General features: G+C 60.7%; 18 protein-coding genes. 16 read left to right on the plus strand and 2 right to left on the minus strand.

Annotated features, from left to right (window positions below; all coding sequences use genetic code 11):
* The first annotated feature begins 161 nt into the window (after window positions 1–161).
* The 3 genes from HMPREF2605_RS09585 (at window position 162) to HMPREF2605_RS06395 (ending at window position 3,706) form a co-directional block, all read left to right on the plus strand.
* Window positions 162–305 (plus strand): hypothetical protein, encoded by a 144-nt coding sequence (locus tag HMPREF2605_RS09585; protein ID WP_210401041.1) that lies wholly within the window; start codon window positions 162–164, stop codon window positions 303–305.
* 128 nt (window positions 306–433) lie between these two features.
* Complete coding sequence (locus HMPREF2605_RS06390; RefSeq protein WP_070847434.1) at window positions 434–1,840, plus strand: hypothetical protein; 1,407 nt, start codon at window positions 434–436, stop codon at window positions 1,838–1,840.
* Window positions 1,841–2,335: 495 nt separating this feature from the next.
* Window positions 2,336–3,706, plus strand: coding sequence for a hypothetical protein (locus HMPREF2605_RS06395; RefSeq protein WP_070847436.1), 1,371 nt, complete (start codon window positions 2,336–2,338; stop codon window positions 3,704–3,706).
* Window positions 3,707–3,916: 210 nt separating this feature from the next.
* Here the strand turns inward: HMPREF2605_RS06395 and HMPREF2605_RS06400 are convergent, their stop codons facing one another.
* Complete coding sequence (locus tag HMPREF2605_RS06400; RefSeq protein ID WP_049326936.1) at window positions 3,917–4,543, minus strand: isochorismatase family protein; 627 nt, start codon at window positions 4,541–4,543, stop codon at window positions 3,917–3,919.
* Between the two features lie 73 nt (window positions 4,544–4,616).
* Window positions 4,617–5,915, minus strand: a complete 1,299-nt coding sequence (locus HMPREF2605_RS06405) for a nicotinate phosphoribosyltransferase (protein ID WP_070847437.1) — start codon at window positions 5,913–5,915, stop codon at window positions 4,617–4,619.
* A 206-nt stretch (window positions 5,916–6,121) separates the two neighbouring features.
* Between HMPREF2605_RS06405 and clpS the strand changes: the two genes are divergently transcribed.
* The 13 genes from clpS (at window position 6,122) to HMPREF2605_RS06470 (ending at window position 22,385) form a co-directional block, all read left to right on the plus strand.
* Window positions 6,122–6,442, plus strand: a complete 321-nt coding sequence (gene clpS, locus HMPREF2605_RS06410; RefSeq protein WP_070593485.1) for an ATP-dependent Clp protease adapter ClpS — start codon at window positions 6,122–6,124, stop codon at window positions 6,440–6,442.
* Window positions 6,442–7,074 carry a DUF2017 domain-containing protein gene (locus HMPREF2605_RS06415; protein ID WP_070641903.1) on the plus strand — a complete coding sequence of 211 codons (633 nt, stop codon included), beginning with the start codon at window positions 6,442–6,444 and terminating at the stop codon, window positions 7,072–7,074. The genes clpS and HMPREF2605_RS06415 overlap by 1 nt, the downstream gene beginning before the upstream one ends.
* Window positions 7,075–7,228: 154 nt before the next feature.
* Window positions 7,229–8,281 carry a glutamate racemase gene (murI, locus tag HMPREF2605_RS06420; protein WP_070847439.1) on the plus strand — a complete coding sequence of 351 codons (1,053 nt, stop codon included), beginning with the start codon at window positions 7,229–7,231 and terminating at the stop codon, window positions 8,279–8,281.
* Window positions 8,272–9,165 (plus strand): MBL fold metallo-hydrolase, encoded by an 894-nt coding sequence (locus tag HMPREF2605_RS06425; protein ID WP_070847440.1) that lies wholly within the window; start codon window positions 8,272–8,274, stop codon window positions 9,163–9,165. Before murI ends, HMPREF2605_RS06425 begins: the two co-directional genes overlap by 10 nt.
* 127 nt (window positions 9,166–9,292) lie before the next feature.
* Window positions 9,293–10,024 (plus strand): ribonuclease PH, encoded by a 732-nt coding sequence (gene rph / locus HMPREF2605_RS06430; RefSeq protein ID WP_005506419.1) that lies wholly within the window; start codon window positions 9,293–9,295, stop codon window positions 10,022–10,024.
* Between the two features lie 38 nt (window positions 10,025–10,062).
* The gene (locus HMPREF2605_RS06435) at window positions 10,063–10,719 is read left to right on the plus strand and encodes a non-canonical purine NTP pyrophosphatase (RefSeq protein WP_070847442.1); all 657 of its coding nucleotides are present in this window, start codon (window positions 10,063–10,065) and stop codon (window positions 10,717–10,719) included.
* 319 nt (window positions 10,720–11,038) lie between these two features.
* Window positions 11,039–12,268: an RDD family protein gene (locus tag HMPREF2605_RS06440; protein WP_070847444.1), complete on the plus strand. Its 1,230-nt coding sequence runs from the start codon at window positions 11,039–11,041 to the stop codon at window positions 12,266–12,268.
* Between the two features lie 223 nt (window positions 12,269–12,491).
* A complete protein-coding gene (locus HMPREF2605_RS06445; protein WP_070847446.1) occupies window positions 12,492–14,594 on the plus strand; it encodes a DNA gyrase/topoisomerase IV subunit B in 2,103 nt (700 codons plus the stop codon).
* A 481-nt stretch (window positions 14,595–15,075) separates the two neighbouring features.
* A complete protein-coding gene (locus tag HMPREF2605_RS06450) occupies window positions 15,076–16,647 on the plus strand; it encodes a cytochrome ubiquinol oxidase subunit I (protein ID WP_070847448.1) in 1,572 nt (523 codons plus the stop codon).
* A gap of 21 nt (window positions 16,648–16,668) precedes the next feature.
* Window positions 16,669–17,739, plus strand: a complete 1,071-nt coding sequence (gene cydB, locus HMPREF2605_RS06455; RefSeq protein ID WP_049357651.1) for a cytochrome d ubiquinol oxidase subunit II — start codon at window positions 16,669–16,671, stop codon at window positions 17,737–17,739.
* A 228-nt stretch (window positions 17,740–17,967) separates the two neighbouring features.
* A complete protein-coding gene (locus HMPREF2605_RS06460) occupies window positions 17,968–18,897 on the plus strand; it encodes a multidrug transporter (protein ID WP_083324854.1) in 930 nt (309 codons plus the stop codon).
* 114 nt (window positions 18,898–19,011) lie between these two features.
* A complete protein-coding gene (locus tag HMPREF2605_RS06465; protein WP_070847451.1) occupies window positions 19,012–20,139 on the plus strand; it encodes an efflux RND transporter periplasmic adaptor subunit in 1,128 nt (375 codons plus the stop codon).
* Window positions 20,136–22,385 carry an ABC transporter ATP-binding protein/permease gene (locus HMPREF2605_RS06470; protein ID WP_070847453.1) on the plus strand — a complete coding sequence of 750 codons (2,250 nt, stop codon included), beginning with the start codon at window positions 20,136–20,138 and terminating at the stop codon, window positions 22,383–22,385. The genes HMPREF2605_RS06465 and HMPREF2605_RS06470 overlap by 4 nt, the downstream gene beginning before the upstream one ends.
* Window positions 22,386–22,496: the final 111 nt, after the last annotated feature.

Genomic DNA, 22,496 nt, shown 5'->3' on the forward strand with positions numbered 1-22,496 from the left:
AGGTGGTTCTTAAAAAACTTAATGTTGGTTTTTGCCCCCTAATTTGAGAAAAACATCGTCTGAAGGTTGTTTATGGAAGATGTATCAGAGGGATTTAGGGGAGAAATGTGTGTGAATAAAAGTTCAAGTACTGGTTGAATACTGCATGTCAAAGTGGGTTTATGGAAGATTATGTGCGTTTTTCGCTTGAAAATTTAATACGGGGGGGGGTATGCTTTCTCCAAGTGTTGGGTTTCCCTGTGCTTTTGAAGCTGACCTATGTGTTTTTTGATCTTCTGGGCGTGCAGGGGCTGACGCTTGTATAGAAACATCATGCATTCACTCTCTTCTGCACGCTATCTTCACTTTTGTGTGTGCGTTTGCCCTGCGTGGATTTATCGGCCGCGTTCTTGGTGAGAGTGAGTGCCCAAGATATCACTCTCGAAGGACATACATGTCTACTAACATTTCTCGCCGCAAGGTTGTCGCTGGCGCAGCATGGGCTGCTCCGGTTGTCGCAGCATCTGCTGCAGTTCCCGCTTTCGCTTCTTCCACTGTGTGTGAGTACGCAAGCGATACCGTTGCTGACTACACCATCTCCGGTACCGACGCAGGTGCTAAGGGCACCCAGTCCTTCGTCGTTCCCGAGAAGGTCGACAAGATTAAGTTCGTTGTTATTGGTGGTGCTGGTGGTACCAACTATGAGGATATCCTCGCAGGTTCCGGCGCTAAGCTGACCGGTGAAATTGCTGTGAAGCCCGGCCAGACTGTGCAGCTTGTGGCTGGTGCCGGTGGTATCGGTAACGGCCCTCTGAAGCCCGCAGATGGTGGTGAGGGCTACGGTAACGGTGGTTCCTCCAACCTGCCTACCCCGATTCCTAACAGCGTTATGCAGCGTGTTAATGCTGTGTGGCCTGCAGACTCTGCAAACAAGCGTATTACCTACTCCGCATCCGGTGGCGGCTCCTCCGCTCTGGTTATCGATGGTACCCCCGTTGCTGTTGCAGGTGGCGGCGGTGGCGCTGGCTTCATTAACTCCGGTGGCGCTAACAACAACGAAAAGTTCGCCTTCCCTGGCGCGGTGAATGCTGGCTACCTGTGGCCCACTGAAAAGCCGCGTAACAAGCAGCGCAACGCTTACCCCGTTATCGGTTCCACCGGTGGTTCCGCTGAGGCTGCTGCAGGTTCTGCAGGTAAGGAAGGTTCGCTGGTTCGCACCGCGGACACCACTCAGGTCACCATTGTTGAGCCTGGTAAGGGTGGTTCCGCAGGTATCGGTGGTAACGGTGGTACCAAGACCGCTCTGCCTACCGACAAGTCCACCAATGGTGTAATCGGTTACTACTCCACCAACAACCAGGAAATCTTCCAGTCCTCTAACTCCGGTAACGATGGTGGCGCAGGCTTCAACGGTAACGGTGGCGATGGTGTGGGCTCCTACTCCTACATGCTTGACAACAACGATACCTCCCGCCCTGAAGTTATCACTCTCAGCAACGGTAAGACGAAGGCCCTGCACTACTACGGCAGCGACGAGCCTGACGATGCACCCAACGGTGTTAACTGGAACGGCTATGAGTCTGTCATCTCCGCAGGTGGCGGTGCAGGCTACGGCGGCGGTGGTTCCGGTGCTTCTACTTCCTCGATGGGTATTATTCTGACCCAGAAGTGGAACAACAACCCCAACGGTATCCGTCAGAACACTGACTTCGGTCAGCTTGGCGGTGGCGGCGGTGCGGGTGGCTCCTACATTGCCCCCAACGCTTCCGGCGGCCGCATCGAGACTGCTGGCAATGCTCCCACCAAGAGCGGTACCCGCGGTAACGGCTCTGTTGCAGTGTTCCTCTGCAAGCGCTCCTAATAGCGTGCTTATCCGAGTCCCCCTCTTGGGTTACTCGGTGGGTTAGATACTAGCCCCTCCGGTTCTCCCGCTCCTGAAATTTTCCTCAGGAGCGGGAGAATCGGCCCCTAAGTTTTAGTCCTTCCAGTGGCGCATCCGCGCATATCTGGCATGAGGACTGTGTACTTCTCTGGCGAGTGGTCTCTTGGTGTATTTTGGCCACTCACGGAGAACGCCATTGAGTGATGTCTCGTTGAGTCTCAACGATGAAACCAATGGCTTTGAGGAAAAGGTTGGTAGTAATGCGCCAACTGGAAGGCCCGCAGACACTTTGATGTCTGCGGGCCTTCGCTATGTCTGAGAAATGCCGGGTTGGTCGAAGTCATGGCGTGGTGAGTTGAGAATGTTTTTCGGTGTCTATACTCTAGAAAATGAATATTGCACTCAGTGCACATAGGTGTAAATTATTCACCCCACTCAACCTGCATCCTCTCAATCCTCATGAAAGAAAACCTTATGCCACACAACGCACACCCCACCCGCCGCACCATCCTCACCGGCGCTGCCTGGGCACTGCCCATCATCGCAGCCTCCGCAGCCGTACCCGCATACGCCGCCAACGGCGCGCAAACCGGCACCTCCCACACCATCAAGGGACAGGCAAACGGCCGCAAGACCGTCAAAACCTTCACCGTCCCGGCGGGCGTACACGAACTCAGCTTCACCCTCACCGGCGGTGCAGGCGGCACCGTCATGACACGCAGCCAGGGCGGATGCGGTGCCAAGGTCACCGGCACCGTCAGCGTCACCCCGGGCGCAACCGTAGAAATCGTCGCGGCAGCCGGCGGCATCGGCGTGCTTGAGCGCGTCACCCGCAACGGCGCAAGCTGGAACGAATCCAAGCCCGCCACCGGCGGCGAAGGCTACGGCAAGGGCGGCTCCTCCGCCGCTCAGGTCACCGTTCCCGCAGGTCCGAAGGCTATTATCGACGCGGCAAACCCCCGCACCTACGGTAACCCCACCGCAGGCGACGGTGCACCCCACACCCACTTCAAGCGCAGCATTTACGCCGCATCCGGTGGCGGCTCCTCCGCACTGCTGGTCAACGGCACCGTGGTTGCTATCGCAGCAGGTGGTGGCGGTGGACACGTGCGTAACTCCAGCTCCACCGCACCGCTGCCCGGCTCCAGCTACGCCATTAGTCCGGTCTGTGGCCTGGAATGGGTGCGCGGCGGCTCCGGCGGCAATGCAGAAGCCTCCATGGGCTATGAAGGTGCCGCCGCAAGCGACGCCTACAGCGTCGAGGCGAACCTGCAGATCATCGCAACCCCCGGCACGGGTGGCTCTGGCGGTCGAGGCGGCATGGGCGCTATTCCCAATAGCCTGCCCACCGGCGACCACGGTCTGGTCGGCTTCGGTTCCCAGAACAAGCAGGTCATCCACAGCACCAGTGCCGCGGGCGCAACCGGCGGTAACGGCTTCAACGCGAATGGTGCGGACGGCGTGGGTGCGTACGCCTACCAGTACGACAAGAACGACCCCGCGAACCTGACCGGCACCGCAACCGCACGAACCACCAGCATCACCATCAGCAAGAACTTCTTCGGCTACCAGACCGTGGTGTCTGCTGGCGGCGGTGCAGGCTACGGTGGTGGCGGCTCCGGCGTGGCGAACGCGGTTTCGGCAATCATCATCTCGCAGCAGTGGTGCAACAACCCGAAGAACCCGCGCCGCGCGGTCGGCTACGTTCAGCAGGGCGGTGCCGGTGGTGCTGGCGGATCCTACTTGGCGCCGAGCGTGCGTAACGGCGCGATTGTTGGCACTAAGGAGGCGCCGGCCGGCCCGAACGTGCGCGTGAACGGCATGGCGGAGGTCCGCTTCAAGTAATGCGGCTCAATCTGCTGCATAACCGCAGAGGTTTCATGACCTCGGCTGGTTGCAGGCACGATAAGTTATGGGCACGCCAGGATATTGGGCACGCTAAGAGGGGGGGAGCCTGGGATAGTACATCCCAGGCTCCCCGCCTCTGTGTATTCAACGTCTCTGTATCTTTAGTACCCGCCTGAAATGGCGAGTCATCGGCAGAGCTAGTGGAGGTTAGAGAACCTCAACCACCTCGACGCCCTCATCTTCAAGCTCGGCAACCACGTCGTCGAGCTTGTCCTCGTGCACGGGCGCGGTCAGGTCAACCAGAACGCGAGTCTCGTAGCCTGCATCGACCGCATCGCGAGCGGTTGCCGACACACAATAATCGGTGGCGATACCGACAACATCGACGAACTCGATACCGCGCTCATCCAGCCACTCCGACAGGGGAGTCTGCGGGCCGTCCTCGGACGCATCCGCACCGGGCTCGTGCTCGCCGGTTGCGACCTCATCCTCGGGGGCGAGAAGACCCTCAAAACCCGAGTACGCTGCCTCGAAGCGGCCCTTGCGGAAGTACGCCTCAATGTAGTCGGTGTCCAGGTTCTCGTGAATCTGCGAGCCTTCGCTCTTGGCGACGCAGTGCACCGGCCAGGAGTCAACGTAGTCGGGGGTGTCAGAGAAGTGCGAGCCCGGATCGATATGCCAGTCCTGGGTGGCGACAATCGCGTCGTAGCGGTGGTGGTTGTTCTCCACGTATTCGCTAATCAGCGCGGCAACGTCCGCACCGCGCTCGGTGGCGAGGGCGCCGCCGGCGCAGAAATCGTTCTGCACGTCAACAATAATCAGTGCCTTAGACATGTCTGTCCTTTACAAGTAGGAATGAGTTTTCACTCTGATTCGCCAGGTGAAAACAGTATCTCAGAAGGGTGGTTTAGATGAATTCGGTCGGAATGATCGGCTCACCCTCCGAGAGGCGGTGGGCAGCTTCGGGAAGCTCAGCCAGGGATGCTACGTGGCGGGCGGTTGCGCGGCGCACACCTTCCTCGCCGGTGAAGCCGGGGAGCAGCTCGCCGTTGCGGACGAAGTCCACCATGAGCGGGCGGGTGCCCTCGAGCAGGTTCGGGTCCTCGTGGGTGCCCAGAACCTCGGCGGTCGCAATGCCCATGCTGTTGAGGCGGCGGGCCGCACGCTTGGCGCCACCGATGGACGCCTTGCCAGCCGACGCCTTAGCGACCGGCTGCATTTCACCGGCAGAGTTCTCACGCTCAACAACCTTGTACACCATGGAGGAAGTCGGCGCGCCGGAGCCGGTGACCAGCTTGGTGCCCACGCCGTAGGAGTCCACGGGCGCTGCCGCCAGGGATGCGATGGCGTACTCGTCCAGGTCGCTGGTGACGGTGATCTTGGTGTGGGTGTTGCCGAGCGAGTCGAGCAGTTCACGCACACGTGCCGCGGTGGCGACCAGGTCGCCGGAGTCCAGGCGCACACCGCCGAGCTCTTCGCCCGCGAGTTCCACGCCGAGGCGGACTGCCTCGTCCACGTTGTAGGTGTCGACGAGCAGGGTGGTGCGGGCGCCGAGGGAACGCAGCTGCGCCTCGAATGCTTCACGTTCGCTGTCGTGCAGCAGGGTAAAGGCGTGGGCGCTGGTGCCGATGGTGTGCAGGCCGTAGCGCAGGCCAGCCTCCAGGTTGGAGGTGCCCGCGAAGCCGGCAATCACGGCGGCGCGTGCGGCGGAGACGGCGGCGCGTTCGTGGGCGCGGCGCGAACCCATTTCGAGGCAGGGGCGGTTGCCTGCGGCTGCGCTCATGCGGGAGGCGGCGCTTGCCACGGCGGAGTCGAAGTTCAGGATGGACAGCAGGTAGGTTTCGAGGACGCACGCTTCGGCGAAGGTGCCTTCGACCTGCAGGACGGGGGAGTGGGGGAAGAACGCTTCGCCTTCTGCGTAGCCGCGGATATTGCCGCTGAAGGTGAAGGATTCGAGGTAGGAGAGGGTCTCTTTGTTGACGATATTGCGGGAGGAGAGGAAGGAGAGTTCTTCGTCGTTGAAGCGGAAGTTAGCGAGGCCTTCGAGGAATCGGCCGGTGCCTGCGAGGACGCCGTAGCGGCGGCCCGCGGGCAGGCGGCGGGTGAAGACTTCGAAGGTGCACTTACGGTTGGCTGCGCCGGAGGCGAGTGCCGCCTGGAGCATGGTCAGTTCGTAGTGGTCGGTGAGAAGGGAAGTAGTAGCCATGTGTTTATTGTAGTGGGGGATTAGGGTATTTTTCCTCTTGAGTCGGCGTGTCAATCACTACATAAAGTATTCTTGACTCTAAGTACTGTAGTATGACAAATTACCAGCACTCTGTGCGGGAGCAGTACAGGACGAACACAGGGGCCACACAGGGGCAACACATACCCGCCCGTATAATCAAAGGGAACCGGCCGCAAAGGAAACCAATGAACACTACCGCCGTGACCCTCTCCACCGGAACCCTCGAGGACACCGACCTCGACACCGCCCTGGAGAACATCCTCGCCGCAGACATCCCCTGGAACGTCATCGTCTGGAACGACCCCGTCAACCTCATGACCTACGTGTCCTACGTTTTCCGTAGCCACTTTGGCTACTCCCGTGCCCGCGCCGAAGAACTCATGCTGCAGGTGCACAACAACGGCAAGGCAATCGTCTTCACCGGCTCCCGCGAAGACGCCGAAAAACACACCCAGGCAATGCACGCCTGGGGTCTGCTGGCAACCTTCGAGAAAGTAGAAAACTAATGGCACGGCCCTTCCGTCGCACCCCCGGAGGCTACACCGCCTCCTTCGAACCCGCCGAACGCGACCTGATCCGCGAACTCGCCGAAGACGTGCGCGCGCTGCTGCGCCCGGCAGATACCACCGCCGACGGCGGCACCGTCGACCCGCTGGAGGCGCTGGTCGGCATCACCGAAAACCCCACCATCCCCGCCGACAGCGCCGTGGCGCGCCTGCTTCCCGCCGCAAGCAGTGACGACGAGGCCGCCACCGAATACCGCCGCTACACCGAACGCGACCTGCGCGAAACCAAACGCGCGAACCTCGCCATGCTCGCCTTCGACATTGAGTCCAGCGACCTGCGCCTGAACGAGGAACACGCCCGCGCCTGGGCTACTGCGCTCGGCGATATTCGCCTGGTGCTTGCCGACCGCCTCTACATCGTGGACGAAGACACCGCAGAAGATATTGCAGCGTTCACCGACCCGTCCGAGATCGAGACCCAGGAAGAGTACATGGCTGTGGTGTACAACTTCGTCTCCTGGGTTCAGGACTCGCTCATGCTCGCCATGCTCGACGGGCTGGACAACGAAGAAGAGGATGTGACCGGCGGAGCATTTGACGGGGCAAATGGCGGGGAAAAAGAGCAAGAATAGAACGAATTTTTCAAATTCCCCTTCAAACTATCGTCATATACAACCACATAATGGTGGTTCTCGACTCATCTAACCGCCCAACGGACTAAAAGGGTAACCTTAGCGAGTTAGCATAGAACGTGGTACCCGACCGATAACGAAGTGTAGGTGACACATGAGTGACAGCATCGACGCAACAAATCCCTACCGTGCCCGCACCCCCTGGGGAAGCCCCGCGCCTGTAGGCCCCACCGCCGCGGCACCCATCGGCGTCTTCGACTCCGGCGTTGGCGGACTCACCGTGGCACGCGCCATCATGGACCAGCTGCCTCACGAACGCATCATCTACGTCGGCGACACCGCCCACGGCCCCTACGGCCCCCTCAAAATCGCAGAAGTACGCGCCAATGCCCTGCGCATCATGGACGAACTCGTCGACTCCGGCGTGAAAATGCTCGTCATCGCCTGCAACACCGCCTCCGCAGCGGTGCTCCGCGACGCCCGCGAACGCTACACCCGCCAGTACGGCATCCCCGTCATCGAGGTGATTCAGCCCGCCGCCCGCCGTGCGCTCGCCGCAACCCGTAACCGCAAGATCGGCGTGATTGCGACGGAGGCGACCGTCACCTCCCGCGCCTACGAGGACACTTTTGCGATTACCCCGAACCTTGAGGTGCACTCGGTGGCGTGCCCGCGCTTCGTGGAGTTCGTGGAGAAGGGCATTACCTCCGGCCCCGAGCTGCTGGAGACCGCCCGCGAGTACCTGCAGCCGCTCAAGGACGCCGGCGTGGACACCCTCGTGCTCGGCTGTACCCACTACCCGCTGCTGGCCGGCGTGATTTCCTACATTATGGGTGAGGACGTCACCCTGGTTTCCTCCGCGGATGAGACCGCGAAGGACGTGTACCGCGAACTGCTCAACCACGCCATTGAAAGCCCGGTCCCCGAGGAAAATCCGCGCCACGAATTCCTCGCCACCGGCGAATCTGAGACGTTCTCGCAGTTGGCACGCCGCTTCCTCGGCCCCGAGGTCACGAACGTGCGCCACACCAGCTCCGTGGCGGAACGCTACCCGACCGGCTCGCTGGCGGCACTCACCCCCGAAATGCTTGCGGCACACCGCAACATCACCCTCGACGAATCGGCAGATCCTGCAGAGGAAGCACACACCTCTGCGAGCACCGAATTTTCTGGCACCACCCCTAAGGACGACACCTCATGCGTCTAACCGTTATCGGTTGCACGGGCTCCTTTCCCGGCCCCGTCTCACCGGCTAGTTGCTATATGCTCACCGCCACGGACTTCGCGGGTCGAACCTGGCGCATCATCATGGACATGGGCAACGGCTCCCTCGGCATGCTCCAGCGCCATATCGACCTGAGCAATATCGACGCGATTCTGATTTCGCACCTGCACCCGGACCACTGCATCGACCTGTCCGGTCTGCACGTGGCGGTCAAGTGGGATCCGCGCGGCTGGCCTAAGGGCCGCATTCCGCTGTACGGTCCCGCCGCGATTAACGAGTACCTTTCGGCGACTCACGGACTGGACCCGGAGCCGGGCATGAGCACCGAGTTCGAGTACCACACCTGGACTGAGGGTGAGCCCGTGCAGATTGGTCCCTTCCGCGTGGAGCCGTTCCGCGTGGTTCACCCCTCGAAGGATCCGTACGCGCTGCGCATCATCTGCAATGACCGCGAGGGTCACACCGTGTTCTCGTACTCGGGCGATACCGACCTGTGCGAGGGCCTGGTCAAGGCTGCGCGCGGTGCTGACCTGTTCCTCTGCGAGGCAGCCTACCAGGAGGGTCGAGACGACGCCCTGCGCGGTATTCATCTGACCGGCAAGCGCGCCGGCGAGGCTGCCACGGAGGCGGGTGTGCGTAACCTGTTGCTGACCCACCTGCCCGTGTGGAACGACCCGGACATCGCTCGCGCGGAGGCGCGCAGTGCTTTCTCCGGCCCGGTCGGCATTGCCGAAATGGCGGCAAGCTACCGCATCTACCCGCGCCCGACGGAGGCTCACCCGGTCACGTCCACCTTGAACGTGGTGGAGGTGCTTGACCCGCCGCTGAACACCGCGATTGCGCTGCCCAAGCCAGAGCTAGATTAGGCGAAGCCCGAGCTGGACTAGGCTAAAACAAACTGGACTAGTGCAAACTGCGCTCAGCTCCGCCTGCCTTTCGATATTAGAGTCAACAGACAGACACAGATTCCGCAGACAGATTCAAGGAGAACCCATGACTGCAACCCGCGAAGACGGCCGCGCCCTCAACGAACTGCGCCCCATCACCATTACCCGCGGCTGGTCCCGCAACGCTGAGGGTTCCGCCCTCATCGAGTTCGGCAACACCCGCGTGCTGTGCACCGCATCCTTCACCGAGGGCGTGCCGCGCTGGCTCAAGGGCGAAGGTAAGGGCTGGGTGACCGCCGAGTACGCGATGCTGCCGCGCGCCACCAACACCCGTTCTTCTCGCGAGTCGCTGAAGGGCCGCGTGGGCGGCCGCACCCACGAGATTTCTCGCCTGATTGGTCGCTCCCTGCGTGCGGTCATCAACATGGATGAGCTGGGCGAGAACACCATCGTGCTCGACTGTGACGTTCTGCAGGCTGATGGTGGCACCCGCACCGCTTCTATTACCGGCGCATACGTGGCGCTGGCTGACGCTATTTCTTGGGCGAAGGAGCAGAAGATTCTGCCCGCTAAGGCGAACCCGCTGATCGATTCGGTGTCCGCAATTTCGGTGGGCATTATTGACGGCACCCCCATGCTGGACCTGCCCTACACCGAGGACGTTCGCGCCGAGACCGACATGAACGTGGTCGTCACCGGCAGCGGCAAGTTCGTTGAGGTTCAGGGCACCGCCGAGGGCGCGCCTTTCGACCGCGACGAGCTCAACAGCCTGCTCGACCTGGCGCTGGAAGGCACCGCAGAGCTGGCTCAGATTCAGCGTGAAGCACTGGCACACTAACCCGTCCCAGTAACTAGTTCCGTCGACAAGGAGAAACTATGGCAGACGCAAAGATTGTTCTGGCAAGCCACAATAAGGGCAAGCTCAAGGAACTGCGCGAAATTCTGCGCGGACGCATTGACGGCCTGGACGTTGATACCCAGGTGGTTGACGCCTCCAGCGTGAACGCCCCCGATGTTCCCGAGACCGGCGTGACCTTCGCTGAGAACTCCCTGCTGAAGGCGCGCGCTGTTGCCGAGGCAACCGGGCTGATCGCTATTGCTGACGATTCCGGCCTGTCGGTGGATGTGCTCAACGGCGCTCCCGGCATTTTCTCGGCGCGCTGGGCGGGTAGCCACGGCGATGACACCGCGAACCTGAACCTGCTGCTGGCTCAGCTGAGCGATATTTCTGCCGAGCACCGCGGCGCGAAGTTCTGCTGCGCGGCCTCGGTTGCCGCCCCGAGCGGTTTTGAGGCGGTCGAGTACGGCGAGCTGCCCGGTGAGCTGCTGACCGCACCGGCGGGGGAGGGCGGCTTCGGTTACGACCCGATTCTGCGCCCCATGGAGTTGAACGGTGAGAACGCCCTGTACGAGGGTCAGTACGCTGGCAAGTCTTGCGCTGAGATTCCCGCCGATATTAAGAACTCGATTAGCCACCGTGCGCGTGCTTTTGAAGCGCTGATTCCTCAGATTGCTGCTGCGCTGACCTCCTAAAACCGCTGTCTAAAACCTCTGTCTAAAACCGTCGCTGAGGCGCCAGAGCATACTTACGGTGCCTGTCTGATGGGTGAAAAGGCGGGGTTGGGTACGATTTTTTCGTGCATCCCCCTAAAATCCCCCACAGGGATACCAATTAAAGGCACAATAGGTAGAGAAGCTTTACCTCAAGGTTAGTGACACCAAAGAAACTCGTCTGCTGAAGGTACCTTCGGCAGACGAGTTTTGCTATTGAAGAGCCTTTCAGCGGGGCATCTGTCCGACGCTTGCTGTCACCGACCGCGGTAGAAAAACCTGCAGCGAAAGAGACACACCGATGCTCATCCTTCTTCTGCTGATGGCACTCGCCCTTGCCGCCGGCTGCTGGGCGTACTCCTACGTGTGGCGCGGACTGAACCGCCGCGTCATTGCCGCCGTGAAGGTGGTCGATCCGATGATTACGCTCGGCCCGTACGTCATGGCGGCGTGGGTGGCGTTCATGGCTCTGATCGCCACGAATATCTGGGCGACCGGAACCCTGCACACTGTGCTGACGATTATTTTCTGCGTGGTTGCCGTAGGGTGCCTCGGCTGGGCAGGATTCTGGCTGCTCATGCACTGCCTGGGTGGGCAGACCCCGGGCAAACGCCCGATGTGGTGGCGCGAGGCGGTTGCCGCGAAGTTCGCCTGGCGTAACCTCTCGCGCATGCCCGCCTACCTGGGTGCTCGCACCAGCATCCTGCCGGTGGAGAACCCGCATCTGACCAAGCCGTATTCGGGGTCGTGGACTCGCCCGCTCGGTGCGACCATGCCCGGGTACAGCTCCAACGGCGAGTTTATTGAGGGCTTTGACGAGTTCGGTCGCAAGATGCCGCATATCTACCCTGTAGGCCCTGAACCGACCATTTTTGAGATGGCGCGCTGGGGTAAGTCGGTCAGCTCCGATCAGCTGCTGACGACCTTCCTGCCGACTGCTCCGTTTGAGCGTCTGCGTCTGCCCGGCACCATGACGGGCCCCTTTACCTTTGCGGGGGAGGTGCCGCACGGTGCGGTGACGAAGTGGCCTCGCCGCAGCGGCGCCAACCGCGCCTTCGGCTCCTACGCTCGTCTGGGCGAAATCACCGAACGCAAGGTGGAGCTGCTGATCGACCACCGCATCATTGCGGCGCTGCAGACCACCCGCGAAAGCTACGAACGCCGACACAGCTGGATGCTCGCCTTCACCGATATCGCAGACGGCGACTTCACGATGGACGCCGACGAGAACGGCAACCTGCGCATCACCTTCGGCATGATCACCGAGGGTTACGAGACTCCGTGGGTCTTCACCAGCACCCTAAAAGACAGCCCGCGCCTGCGCCGCAAGGTACGCCACGCCATGAGGGAACGCCGCGTCCTCAAACAGAGCAGCGGCGAGCTGATGGACTGGTACTTCGTGCCGAAGCTCAGCGAATTCCCTCACGGCCCGGTTACGAATGAGCTTCCCGAAGAGTTCTACTTCAAGTCCAATATCATGGTCACGAACCGTCACGAGAGCTCCTCGCGTGCCTCGGGTGAGGCGCACTAGGGGAAGGAACGTGGGAGCAGAGCAGCGCATTAGCGGTGACTGTCATAATCACTCTTTTCCCCAAGCCACGCTAGAATAGAGTTCCGAACGTTGAACGCTCTGCGGGGCACGACACGCGTCGTGCCCCGCTGTCGTTCTGCCCCCGTAGCACTTGAGCCGGACTCGCACTCCGCCCGGTGGCACGCGTTCACCACCGCAGACATATTCACCCGAAAGGAATCCCGTGGCGTCTTCGAACTACACCGCCCGTCACCTCTCCGTGCTGGAAGGTCTGGAAGCTGTACGCAAACGCCCGGGCATGTACATTGGCTCCACGGACTCTCGCGGCCTGATGCACTGCCTCTGGGAGATTATCGACAACTCGGTGGATGAGGCGCTCGCCGGTTTCGGCCAGTCCATTCAGGTTATTCTGTACCGTGACGGTTCGGTTGAGGTGCGTGATGATGGCCGCGGTATCCCCACCGACATTGAGCCGCGTACCGGCCTGTCCGGTGTGGAGGTCGTGTTCACTAAGCTACACGCCGGCGGTAAGTTTGGCGGCGGCTCCTATAACGCGTCCGGTGGTTTGCACGGCGTGGGCGCTTCCGTGGTGAACGCGCTGTCTTCGCGTCTGGACGTGCAGGTGGATCGTGGCTCGAAGACCTACCAGATGTCCTTCCGCCACGGCATTCCCGGCCACTTTGAGTCCGGCCGTACCCCCAAGCCCGAAGATCCGTTCACTCCCGCAACCGAGGGCACTGACGCCCTGCAGATTGTGGGTCGCGCTAAGCGCGGCGTGACCGGCACCCGTGTGCGTTATTGGGCTGACCCGCAGATTTTCACCCCCGACGCTAAGTTCAGCTACGAGGACTTGGCTGCTCGTGCGCGCCAGACCGCGTTCCTCATTCCGGGTCTGCGTATTTGCATCCGCGATGAGCGCCGACTGCCCGGCACCCCCGGCGAGTTGGAGCCCCACGAGGAAGTTTTCCAGTACGACGGCGGCATTAGCGAGTTCGTCGAGTTTCTGGCGCACGATGAGCGGATTACCGACACCTGGCGTTTTAGCGGCAGCGGTTCTTTCACCGAGACCGTGCCGGTGCTGGGTGAGGATGGCCGCTCGCAGCTGACCGACGTGGAGCGCGATTGCGAAGTGGACGTTGCGCTGCGCTGGGGTATTGGCTACGAGACGACGGTCCGCAGCTTCGTGAATATTATTGCCACCCCCAAGGGCGGTACTCACACGACCGGTTTTGAGCAGGGCCTGCTGCGCGTGATGCGCAAGCACCTTGCCGATAACGCCCGCAAGTACAAGGTGGGTAACGACAAGATCGAGAAGGACGACGTACTCGCCGGCTTGACCGCCGTGCTGACCGTGCGTCTTGCCGAGCCGCAGTTTGAGGGTCAGACCAAGGAGATTCTGGGTACTCCCGCGGTTCGTCAGATCGTGTCGAAGGTCGTGGGTGATGCGCTGAAGGCGCGCCTGGAGTCGACCGCGCGTGCTGAGAAGGCTCAGGCGACCGCTCTGTGCGAGAAGGTCGTCTCTGAGATGAAGACCCGCGTCTCGGCGCGCATCCACAAGGAAACTCAGCGCCGTAAGACCGCGCTGGAGTCTTCGTCCATGCCCACTAAGCTGGTGGATTGCCGTTCGACCAATGTTGAGCATTCTGAGCTGTTCATTGTGGAGGGTGACTCGGCGCTGGGTACTGCGCGTCTGGCGCGTTCTTCCTCGTACCAGGCCCTGCTGCCGATTCGCGGTAAGATCCTGAACACTCAGCGTGCCTCGGTGACCGATGTGCTCGCGAACGCCGAGTGTGCGGCGCTGATTCAGGTGATTGGTGCCGGTTCGGGTCGTACTTTTGACCTGGAGTCTGCTCGCTACGGCAAGGTCATTATGATGACCGATGCGGACGTGGACGGCGCCCACATTCGTACCCTGCTGCTGACCCTGTTCTACCGTTACATGCGTCCGCTGATTGAGGCGGGTCGCGTGTACGCCGCGGTCCCGCCCCTGCACCGCGTGGAGGTGGTGCGCCGCGGCAAGCCGACCGAGATGGTGTACACCTACTCGGAGAAGCAGCTGCACGAGCTTCTGGATTCTTTGCAGGAGCAGGGCGTGTCCTATAAGGAACCCATTCAGCGTTATAAGGGTCTGGGTGAGATGGACGCCGACCAGTTGGCTGAGACCACTATGGATCCGCGTCATCGCATGTTGCGCCGTATTCGCATTGAGGATGCGGAGGCTGCCGAGCGTGCGTTCTCCCTGTTGATGGGTTCTGAGGTGGCTCCCCGTAAGGAGTTCATCATTGCCGGTGCGCATCAGTTGGATACCGAGAACATCGATATGTAACCTGCGGGGGAGTGTGTGACTAGCGTGTCACAATCCAGGAATTTTATGTGAGAATAGTCACGTTGATTCTCTGAAATCCGCGTAAATTCAGCATAAATCATGCAAATTTAAGCCTTAAGTACTACTTGAGGCGCCTGTCATATTCCGAGAATGTGTCATCAAAAATCTGCATAAACTGCATAAAACTGCAAAGTTTTACCGCGGTTCTGAAAGTGCCTCTCAGACCCACACAGCCCCTCCGTGTTCCAACCCTCAATCCACCCGCACACCGGGGGATAACGTTCAACGTACCTTTAGCGAAACGTCAAACAATAAACGTCCATACTATGCACAGCGTACTCACAGCTTCTCAAGAAAACCCTGTACCTTAGAAGCATGAGAGACAGTGTGTCAGTAACTCTCGTATGCCCTCCATCGATGGCGGACTACCCGAAATCTGGCACAAACACACATTAAGTACACACATAGTAAGGACCTATCAATGGATCCCCTTGATTTTGGTAGGTGGCAGTTCGGTATTACCACCGTCTACCACTTCTTCATGGTTCCGCTGACTCTGGGTCTGGGCCTTGTTGTGACCTACCTGTACATTCGCTATGTTCGTACCAAGAAGGACGAATACAAGCGCATGACGAAGTTCTGGGGCAAGCTGTACCTCATTAACTTCGCAATGGGTGTGGCCACCGGTCTGGTTCAGGAATTCCAGTTCGGCATGGCGTGGAGCGAATACTCCCGCTTCGTCGGCGACGTCTTCGGCGCTCCGCTGGCAATGGAAGGCCTCTTCGCCTTCTTCGTTGAGTCGACCTTCCTGGGTCTGTGGATCTTCGGTTGGGACCGCCTCAAGCCTGCTGTACACGCATTCTCGCTGTTCATGGCAGTTCTCGGCTCCTGGATTTCTGCATTCTTCATTCTGGTTGCAAACTCCTGGATGCAGCACCCCGTCGGTGCAGAAATGATTGACGGTCGTCCCCGCATGACCGACATTGGCGCAGTGCTGATGAACCCCCTCGCATGGGTGACCTTCTCTCACGTCATCACCGCATCCATCCAGGTTGCCGGTGGCTTCCTGGTCGGTATTGCCTGGTACAAGCTGTGGCGTCGCCGCAAGGACGGCATCGACAAGGTCGTTGACGGCAAGGTCGTCGTTGGTGAGTCCGACAAGGGCGCACGAGACAAGAAGGACTTCCAGGTTTGGCTCAAGTCCCTGCGCCTGGGCGCAGTCGTTGGTCTCCTCGCGTTCGCAGGTGTTGGTGCATCCGGCCACCTGCAGGCACAGATGATGATCCACGAGCAGCCCATGAAGATGGCTGCCGCAGAAGCTGCGTGCCACGACGGTACCGCCTTCTCTGTTCTGACCATCGGCGAGCTCGGCGCTCAGAGCTGCGACAAGATCACCCCCATCATCGAGGTCCCCGGCGTGCTGTCCTTCCTGGCACACGACAACTTCGATACCCCGGTGAAGGGTATTCAGACCCTGCTGCCCGAGTACGAAGCTAAGTTCGGCACCAACCTGCCCAACAACCCGCTCTACGGCGAGCGTGCAGGTCAGAAGATTGACTACCTGCCCTCCCTCGAGGTCTCCTACTGGGGCTTCCGCGGCATGATTGGTCTGGGTGCAGTCGTACTGCCCCTCTACCTCTACGCACTGTGGGTAACCCGTAAGAAGGGCGTTGGCACCGTTCCCGAGTCCAAGCTGCTCAAGAACGTTGCTGTCTGGTCCATCATGGCTCCCTTCTTCGCAATCGCACTGGGCTGGATCTTCACCGAAATGGGCCGCCAGCCCTTCGTTGTGGCTCCGAACCTTCAGGGTGATCCCTCGATCCACCTGTTCACCGCAGCAGCTATCTCCCCGGGTGTTTCCGGTGAAGAAATCCTCTTCTCCCTGCTCACCCTGGGCCTGCTCTACGGCGTGCTGATGGTGGTTGAGGTTTACCTGCTCATCAAGTACGTCAAGGCCGGTGTTGTGGCAGCAATGCCCGAGCTGGTTCAGTCGCCCCACGAGGACGAGTCCAACGACAAGTCCAAGCGCGATGTGCTGGAGTTCGCCTACTAGGCGGGTAAGGATTGATTCACCATGAACTTTGATTTCAATATCTTTGCCGGTCAGCCTGGCCTGCCCACCCTCTGGTTTGTCGCCATTGGCGTCTTCCTCATCATGTACATGATTCTCGACGGTTTCGATCTGGGTGTCGGTATGCTGATGGGTTCCAAGTTCACCAAGAACGAGAAGGAACGCCGTCTGCTGCTGAACATCATCGGCCCCGTCTGGGACGGTAACGAGGTGTGGATTGTGTCCGGCGGTGCTGCTATCTTCGCAGCATTCCCCATCTGGTACGCAGCCCTCTTCTCGGCTCTGTATATCCCCCTGACCCTCGCGCTGGTCTTCCTGATTCTGCGCGTGGTCGCCATTGAATACCGCGGTAAGAAGAACGATGAGAAGTGGATCCGTAACTGGAACATCGCTCTGTCTGTTTCTTCCTTCTTCATCGCGTTGCTCGTCGGCGCTCTGCTCGGTCTGACCTCCATGGGTCTGCCCATCAACGAGAACGGCGACCGCGTCGGCGGCGCCTTCGCATGGGTCTCCCTGCCGGTTCTGCTCGGCGGTCTGGGCTTCGTTGGCTTCGCCCTGGTTCAGGGTCTTGCCTTCATCGCCCTGAAGACCGACGGTGATATCCGCGACCGTGCCCGCAACACCCTGGTACGCTGGGCTCCCGTCCTGCTGCTGCCGATCGTTGCATGGGTTCTGACTCTGGACTTCACCACCGGTAACGGCATCTCCTGGCTGTGCACCATCCTGGCTGTGGTTGCTGTTCTGATTGCTTGGATCTCCGCAAAGGGTGGCCGTGAGGGTCGCGCTTTCGCTGGTCTGTCCGTGTTCCTCGCATTCGGCGCTCTGGCAATCTTCACCGCAATGTACCCGAACGTTCTGCCCTCCACTCTGGACCCGGCATACTCGCTCACCATTGCGAACGCCTCCAGCTCCGAGTACACCCTGGGCGTTATGACCTTCGTGACCTGCCTTGGTCTGCCGGTCGTGTTCGTCTACCAGGCATGGACCTACTGGGTCTTCCGTAAGCGTCTGCACGTGGATCACATCCCCGAGGCTCACGACGCTACCGAACTGGCTGAACTGCCGACCAAGTAGCATGTAGCTGATTGAAGAATCCCCCTAATTTCTCTTCTGAGAAGTTCGGGGGATTTTTCTATGCCCCCAGAGGACTATTCCTACAGAGGATATTCCCGCAGAGGCTGCAGCTCTCGGCAGATGAGTGGGCGCGCAAAAATTTTTGGTGCCCCCCCCGAAATTCGGGCGCGACAGGGAGTAAAAGGTGTAATGTGGTGTACAACTCACTCTTATGAAAGGCGTTCAACGATGAAGTCCCTCAACCGCCGCACCGGACCCGCCCCTCGTACCGGCACGCGCCGCCGCCTGTTCGCCACGGGCGCCCTGCTCTGCATCGGCGTGCTCCCGCTGAGCGCATGCTCGCTCTTCAACCCGCCGCTGGAACGCGACGAAAGCGTCCACGCCATCTTCGACGCGGAACAGGACATCGTGAAGATGCCCTTGGACGATTACCTCTACTACGAGGGGGGCACTCATTACGAATACACGGCATTGCAGATTGCCATGAAGCAGTGCTTCGCCGAACACGGGCAGAACTACACCATCCCGGCTCCCGACTCTGAGAGTGCGCCGCGTGGCGATTTTGGCCGAAAGTACGGTCCCTGGAACGTCGAATACGCCAAGAAGTACGGATTCCAGAAGCGAGACCCCAACGCCGCCCCCATCTCCTTTAGCTCACCGGAGAGCTTGAGCCCCGAGGAGCAGCTTCGCACCGAATGTCATGACAAGGCCCGCGAGACCCTGGAGGCCGCGGTTCCCGAAGGTAAGAGGCCCGAGAATGACGTGCAGTCCACATACAGTCGTATCTCCATCGACGCAACCAACGCCGTTTACGGTAGCAAACTGCACCGCGAGCTCGAAGAGAAGTGGAAGCAATGCGTCTCAAACCGGGGGCTCACCCCCATTAAGGCAGGCTATGTCGCCGAGGAAAGCCCGCTGAATGAGCAGCAGAGCAAGAACGGCGGTTTCAACGAGCCCGCCTCCGAAGAAGAGATTCGCATCGCCACCATCCAGGCCGAATGTAACCAGCAGGTCGGCATGAGCAAGCAGCTCTACGACCTGGAAGCTCAGTACCAGATGCCGCTCATCCGCAAGTACCAGTCACAGCTTGAGCAGGACCGCAAGGCAGAACGTGAGCGTGACGAGAAGTTCAAGCAGTACGTTCTGGAGCACCAGTAAACCGGGGCACTAAAAGACAGCGCACCGAAAGACGGCGCTAAGAAATAGGCAGCGCAGAGAAATAGACAGCGCAGAGAAATAGACAGCGCTGACACAGTTCAGAAAGACACCGCCATGACCACTCACACGAAAAACCAAAACAGCGGGCACCGCTTCAGCGAGCGCATCGCCCGACCCCGCGTGCTCCTGCTGCTGGCTATCCTCGCCATCGGCTCGCTCATGCTGTCCTTCTACCTGGGCACCCGCTACGCCGCCACGGGCCCCGACCCGGCCGTGCAGGCAAAAACCGTGATCCCGGTCTGGGCGAAGGTTGAAGAACGAACCGTCAGCGAGGGCCTCGCCATCGCCGGAACCACCAAGGCGGGAGAGACCGCCCCGATTAGCGCGCGCACCAACGGTGAACCGGTGCTCGTCTACCAGAACCAGAAGCCCGGTAACGTGCTCAAAGCCGGTGACTTCATCGGCATCATTGGCGCCGACCCCGTCTTCGTGCTGGAAGGACCGCTGCCGCTGTACCGCGACCTCAACCTGGGCGATAACGGCGACGACGTGCTCGCCTTCCAGAAGGCACTGAACTCCGCCGGGTACGCCACCGCTCAGAGCGGCACCGTCACCGAAGACACCCTCGACGCTGTCACGCGCCTGCACCGCGCGCACCTGACCGGCGTGCCCAGCGAAGGGGTCACCAGCATTGCCCGCAACAACTACGCGATTCTGCCCGGCGGAAGCCACACCGTCACCGCAGTTGCGGCAGTCGGACAGCTCATCAGCGACGGCAACCCCATCGCGAGTGTAGAAACTAGCGAACCCTACGTGGAATCCAGCGTTGAGCTCTCCGTTGCCAACAAGCTCAAGGCCGGCGACCGCGTTAGCCTGCGCACCTCCACCGGCAGCGTGGAGGGCACCATCACCAGCATTGGTGAGCTGCAGAACGACCCCTCCAAGGGTGCGGCAAAGAGCGTGCGATTCAGCGCCGACGACCCGAGCAAGCTCACTCCGGGGCAGAGCGCATCCATCACCAGCAAGGGCAACACCTCAACCACCCTCGCGGTGCCAACTACCGCGGTACGCCAGGACTCCCAGGGCACCTACGTGCTCGTTGAAAAGGGCGGAAGCTCCACCTCGACCAGCAAGGATGCGCCCGCCACCGAACGAGTCAACGTTGAGGTTCTACGCACCGCCGGCGGATACGCCGCAATCAACGCGAACCTCAGCACGGGACAGAAGGTGCTTGTCTCATGAGCCGCCGTAAGATAACCCCAGACACAAGCCCAGGACGTGCGCCTACAGTTGCGCCCAACGTAGCGTCCGCCGCTACACCTGCTGCCGGGCTCGGTACCGCGCCCGCTATCGAAATGCACGGCATTACCCGTGTTTTCGAGGGGAGCGAACGAGCAGTCCTCGACCACCTCGACCTGGTGGTCGAACGCGGTGAATTCCTCGCCATTATTGGTCCGTCGGGCTCCGGTAAATCCACCCTGCTCAACGCCATTGGTCTGCTCGACACTCCCACCAGCGGAACCTACAGCCTCTTCGGCAAAAACACGGAAGGACTCAGCGACAGAGAACGCGACGAAATGCGCCGAGATCACCTCGGCTTCATCTTCCAATCCTCAAACATGCTGCTGGACGAAACCAGCACGACCAACGCCTCCATGGGTCTGCGCGTGCAGGGCGTACCCTACAGCGAGCGCCTGCAACGCACCGAAGAAACCCTAGAATTTCTGGGGTTGAGCGACCGCGCCAGCATCCGCACCCGCTACCTCTCCGGCGGCGAGAAGCAGCGCTGCGCCATTGCTCGTGCCCTCGCCACGCGCCCGCCGCTGATTCTTGCCGACGAGCCCACCGGCAACCTGGACAGCCACAATAGCGCCAAGGTCATTGAGATTTTGCAGCGCATTAACGCGACCGGCTGTACCGTGCTGGTTATTACCCACGACCCGGAGGTTGCCGCCGCCGCCCGCCGTGTGATTCGCATTGAGGATGGGCAGTTGCACGAGCAGAGCCGCGCCGACTTGGCTACGGTGCCGGTCGCTGAGGTGCCGGTTGCCGAGGCTGTGCCGGTTGCAACGGACACCCCGGCAGAAGCCACGGTTGGTGCCCCGGTAGATGCTACCACCAGCCTCGCACCGGGGGAGAAGCCCGCTACGCATCGCCGCGGAAGCTTCCTCACCGACGACAGCATCGAGGCGATTTCCGCGCTCACCTCACGACCGCTACGCACCCTGCTACTGGGTCTGTCCTTCGCGCTGGGCGTGGGTGGACTCATCAGCGCCTCCGGCATGAGCGAATCCGCCAGCTACCAGGTGAACCAGCGCCTGCTCGGATCCGAACAATCCACGCTCTACATCAGCGACAGGGACAATGACCAGAACATGCTCGGAACCTACCGGCAGGGCGAATCCGCGCAGAATGTTGCCGACCGCATTAGCGCGCTGGACTACGTGAAGAACACCGGGTTCGTCAGCAGCGTGGCACCCGCCGACGTGCGAATCACCCGGTTCAGCCCCTACGAGGACGAACCCAAAACGGCGATTGGTCTCAGCTCCACCTCGAAGACCCGGCTCGAGCAAATCGGTGCCCGCATGAACCCCGAAACCCTGCGTGCGCTCGAACAGATGAACTCGACCCTCACCCAGCAGAACGTTGCTGACCGTGAACGCTCCGAGCAGCTCTCCGGCGCTATTGTGTCGGTCTCCGCTGCCCGCGCCCTCGGCATTATTCCCGAAGATAAGGCTGCAGATAACGCCACAACCGAGCCCAGGCCCGGCGAGCTACCCGCCGTCGACTACGGCATTAAGCTCGGCGGGCTGCCGCAGGTGGCACCCGGTGTGAGCATCTGGGTGGAAGGTCAGCTGATGCCGGTCATCGGCCTCTTCGACCCCGGCAACAGCGGCTACGAATTCAGGAACACGGTCATTGTCTCGCCGGGCACCCTTCAGCGCACCGGACGCGGCCAGGTGACCTACATTGCCGAAACCGAACGAGGCTACGGCAAGGCGGTCGCCAAGGCAATTCCGCTGACGCTCAAGCCCGCTGAACCCAGCCAGATTAACGTGGAAACCCCCTCCGACCTGCAGAGCCTACGCGCGTCTATCGCCTCGGATCTGGGCCTGTACGTGGGTGTGCTCTCCGGTATTCTGCTGGTGCTCGCCTCCCTCTCGGCGGCAACCGCCATGTACCTGTCCGTGCAATCGCGCACCGCAGAGATTGCGCTGCGCCGCGCCATCGGATCGAGTAAATGGCTGATCGCCCGCATCTTCCTCATGGAGGGCGTCATGCTCGGTGTGCTCGGCGGCTCCATCGGCGCCTGCTCCGGCATGATTGCGACGATTATTCTTTCGCTCGTGCAGGGCTGGCAGGCGGTTCTCTCACCCGGATTCGTGGTGCTCGGCGTGGGCGTTGGCGCCCTTACCGGTCTGGTGTCTTCGGCATACCCGGCGTGGGTGGCATCCCGCAAGAGCCCCGCCGACGCGATGCGCGGCTAGAACTAGCGCTGGGTGAGGACCAGCCAATTATCCGAAACTTGACTGGTCAAATAGGTATTGGATAGCCCAACCCTTAAACTGATGGGAGGTAAAAACAGCAGAAGACTAAGG

Source organism: Rothia sp. HMSC065C03 (genome assembly GCF_001837295.1).
GTDB lineage: Bacteria > Actinomycetota > Actinomycetes > Actinomycetales > Micrococcaceae > Rothia.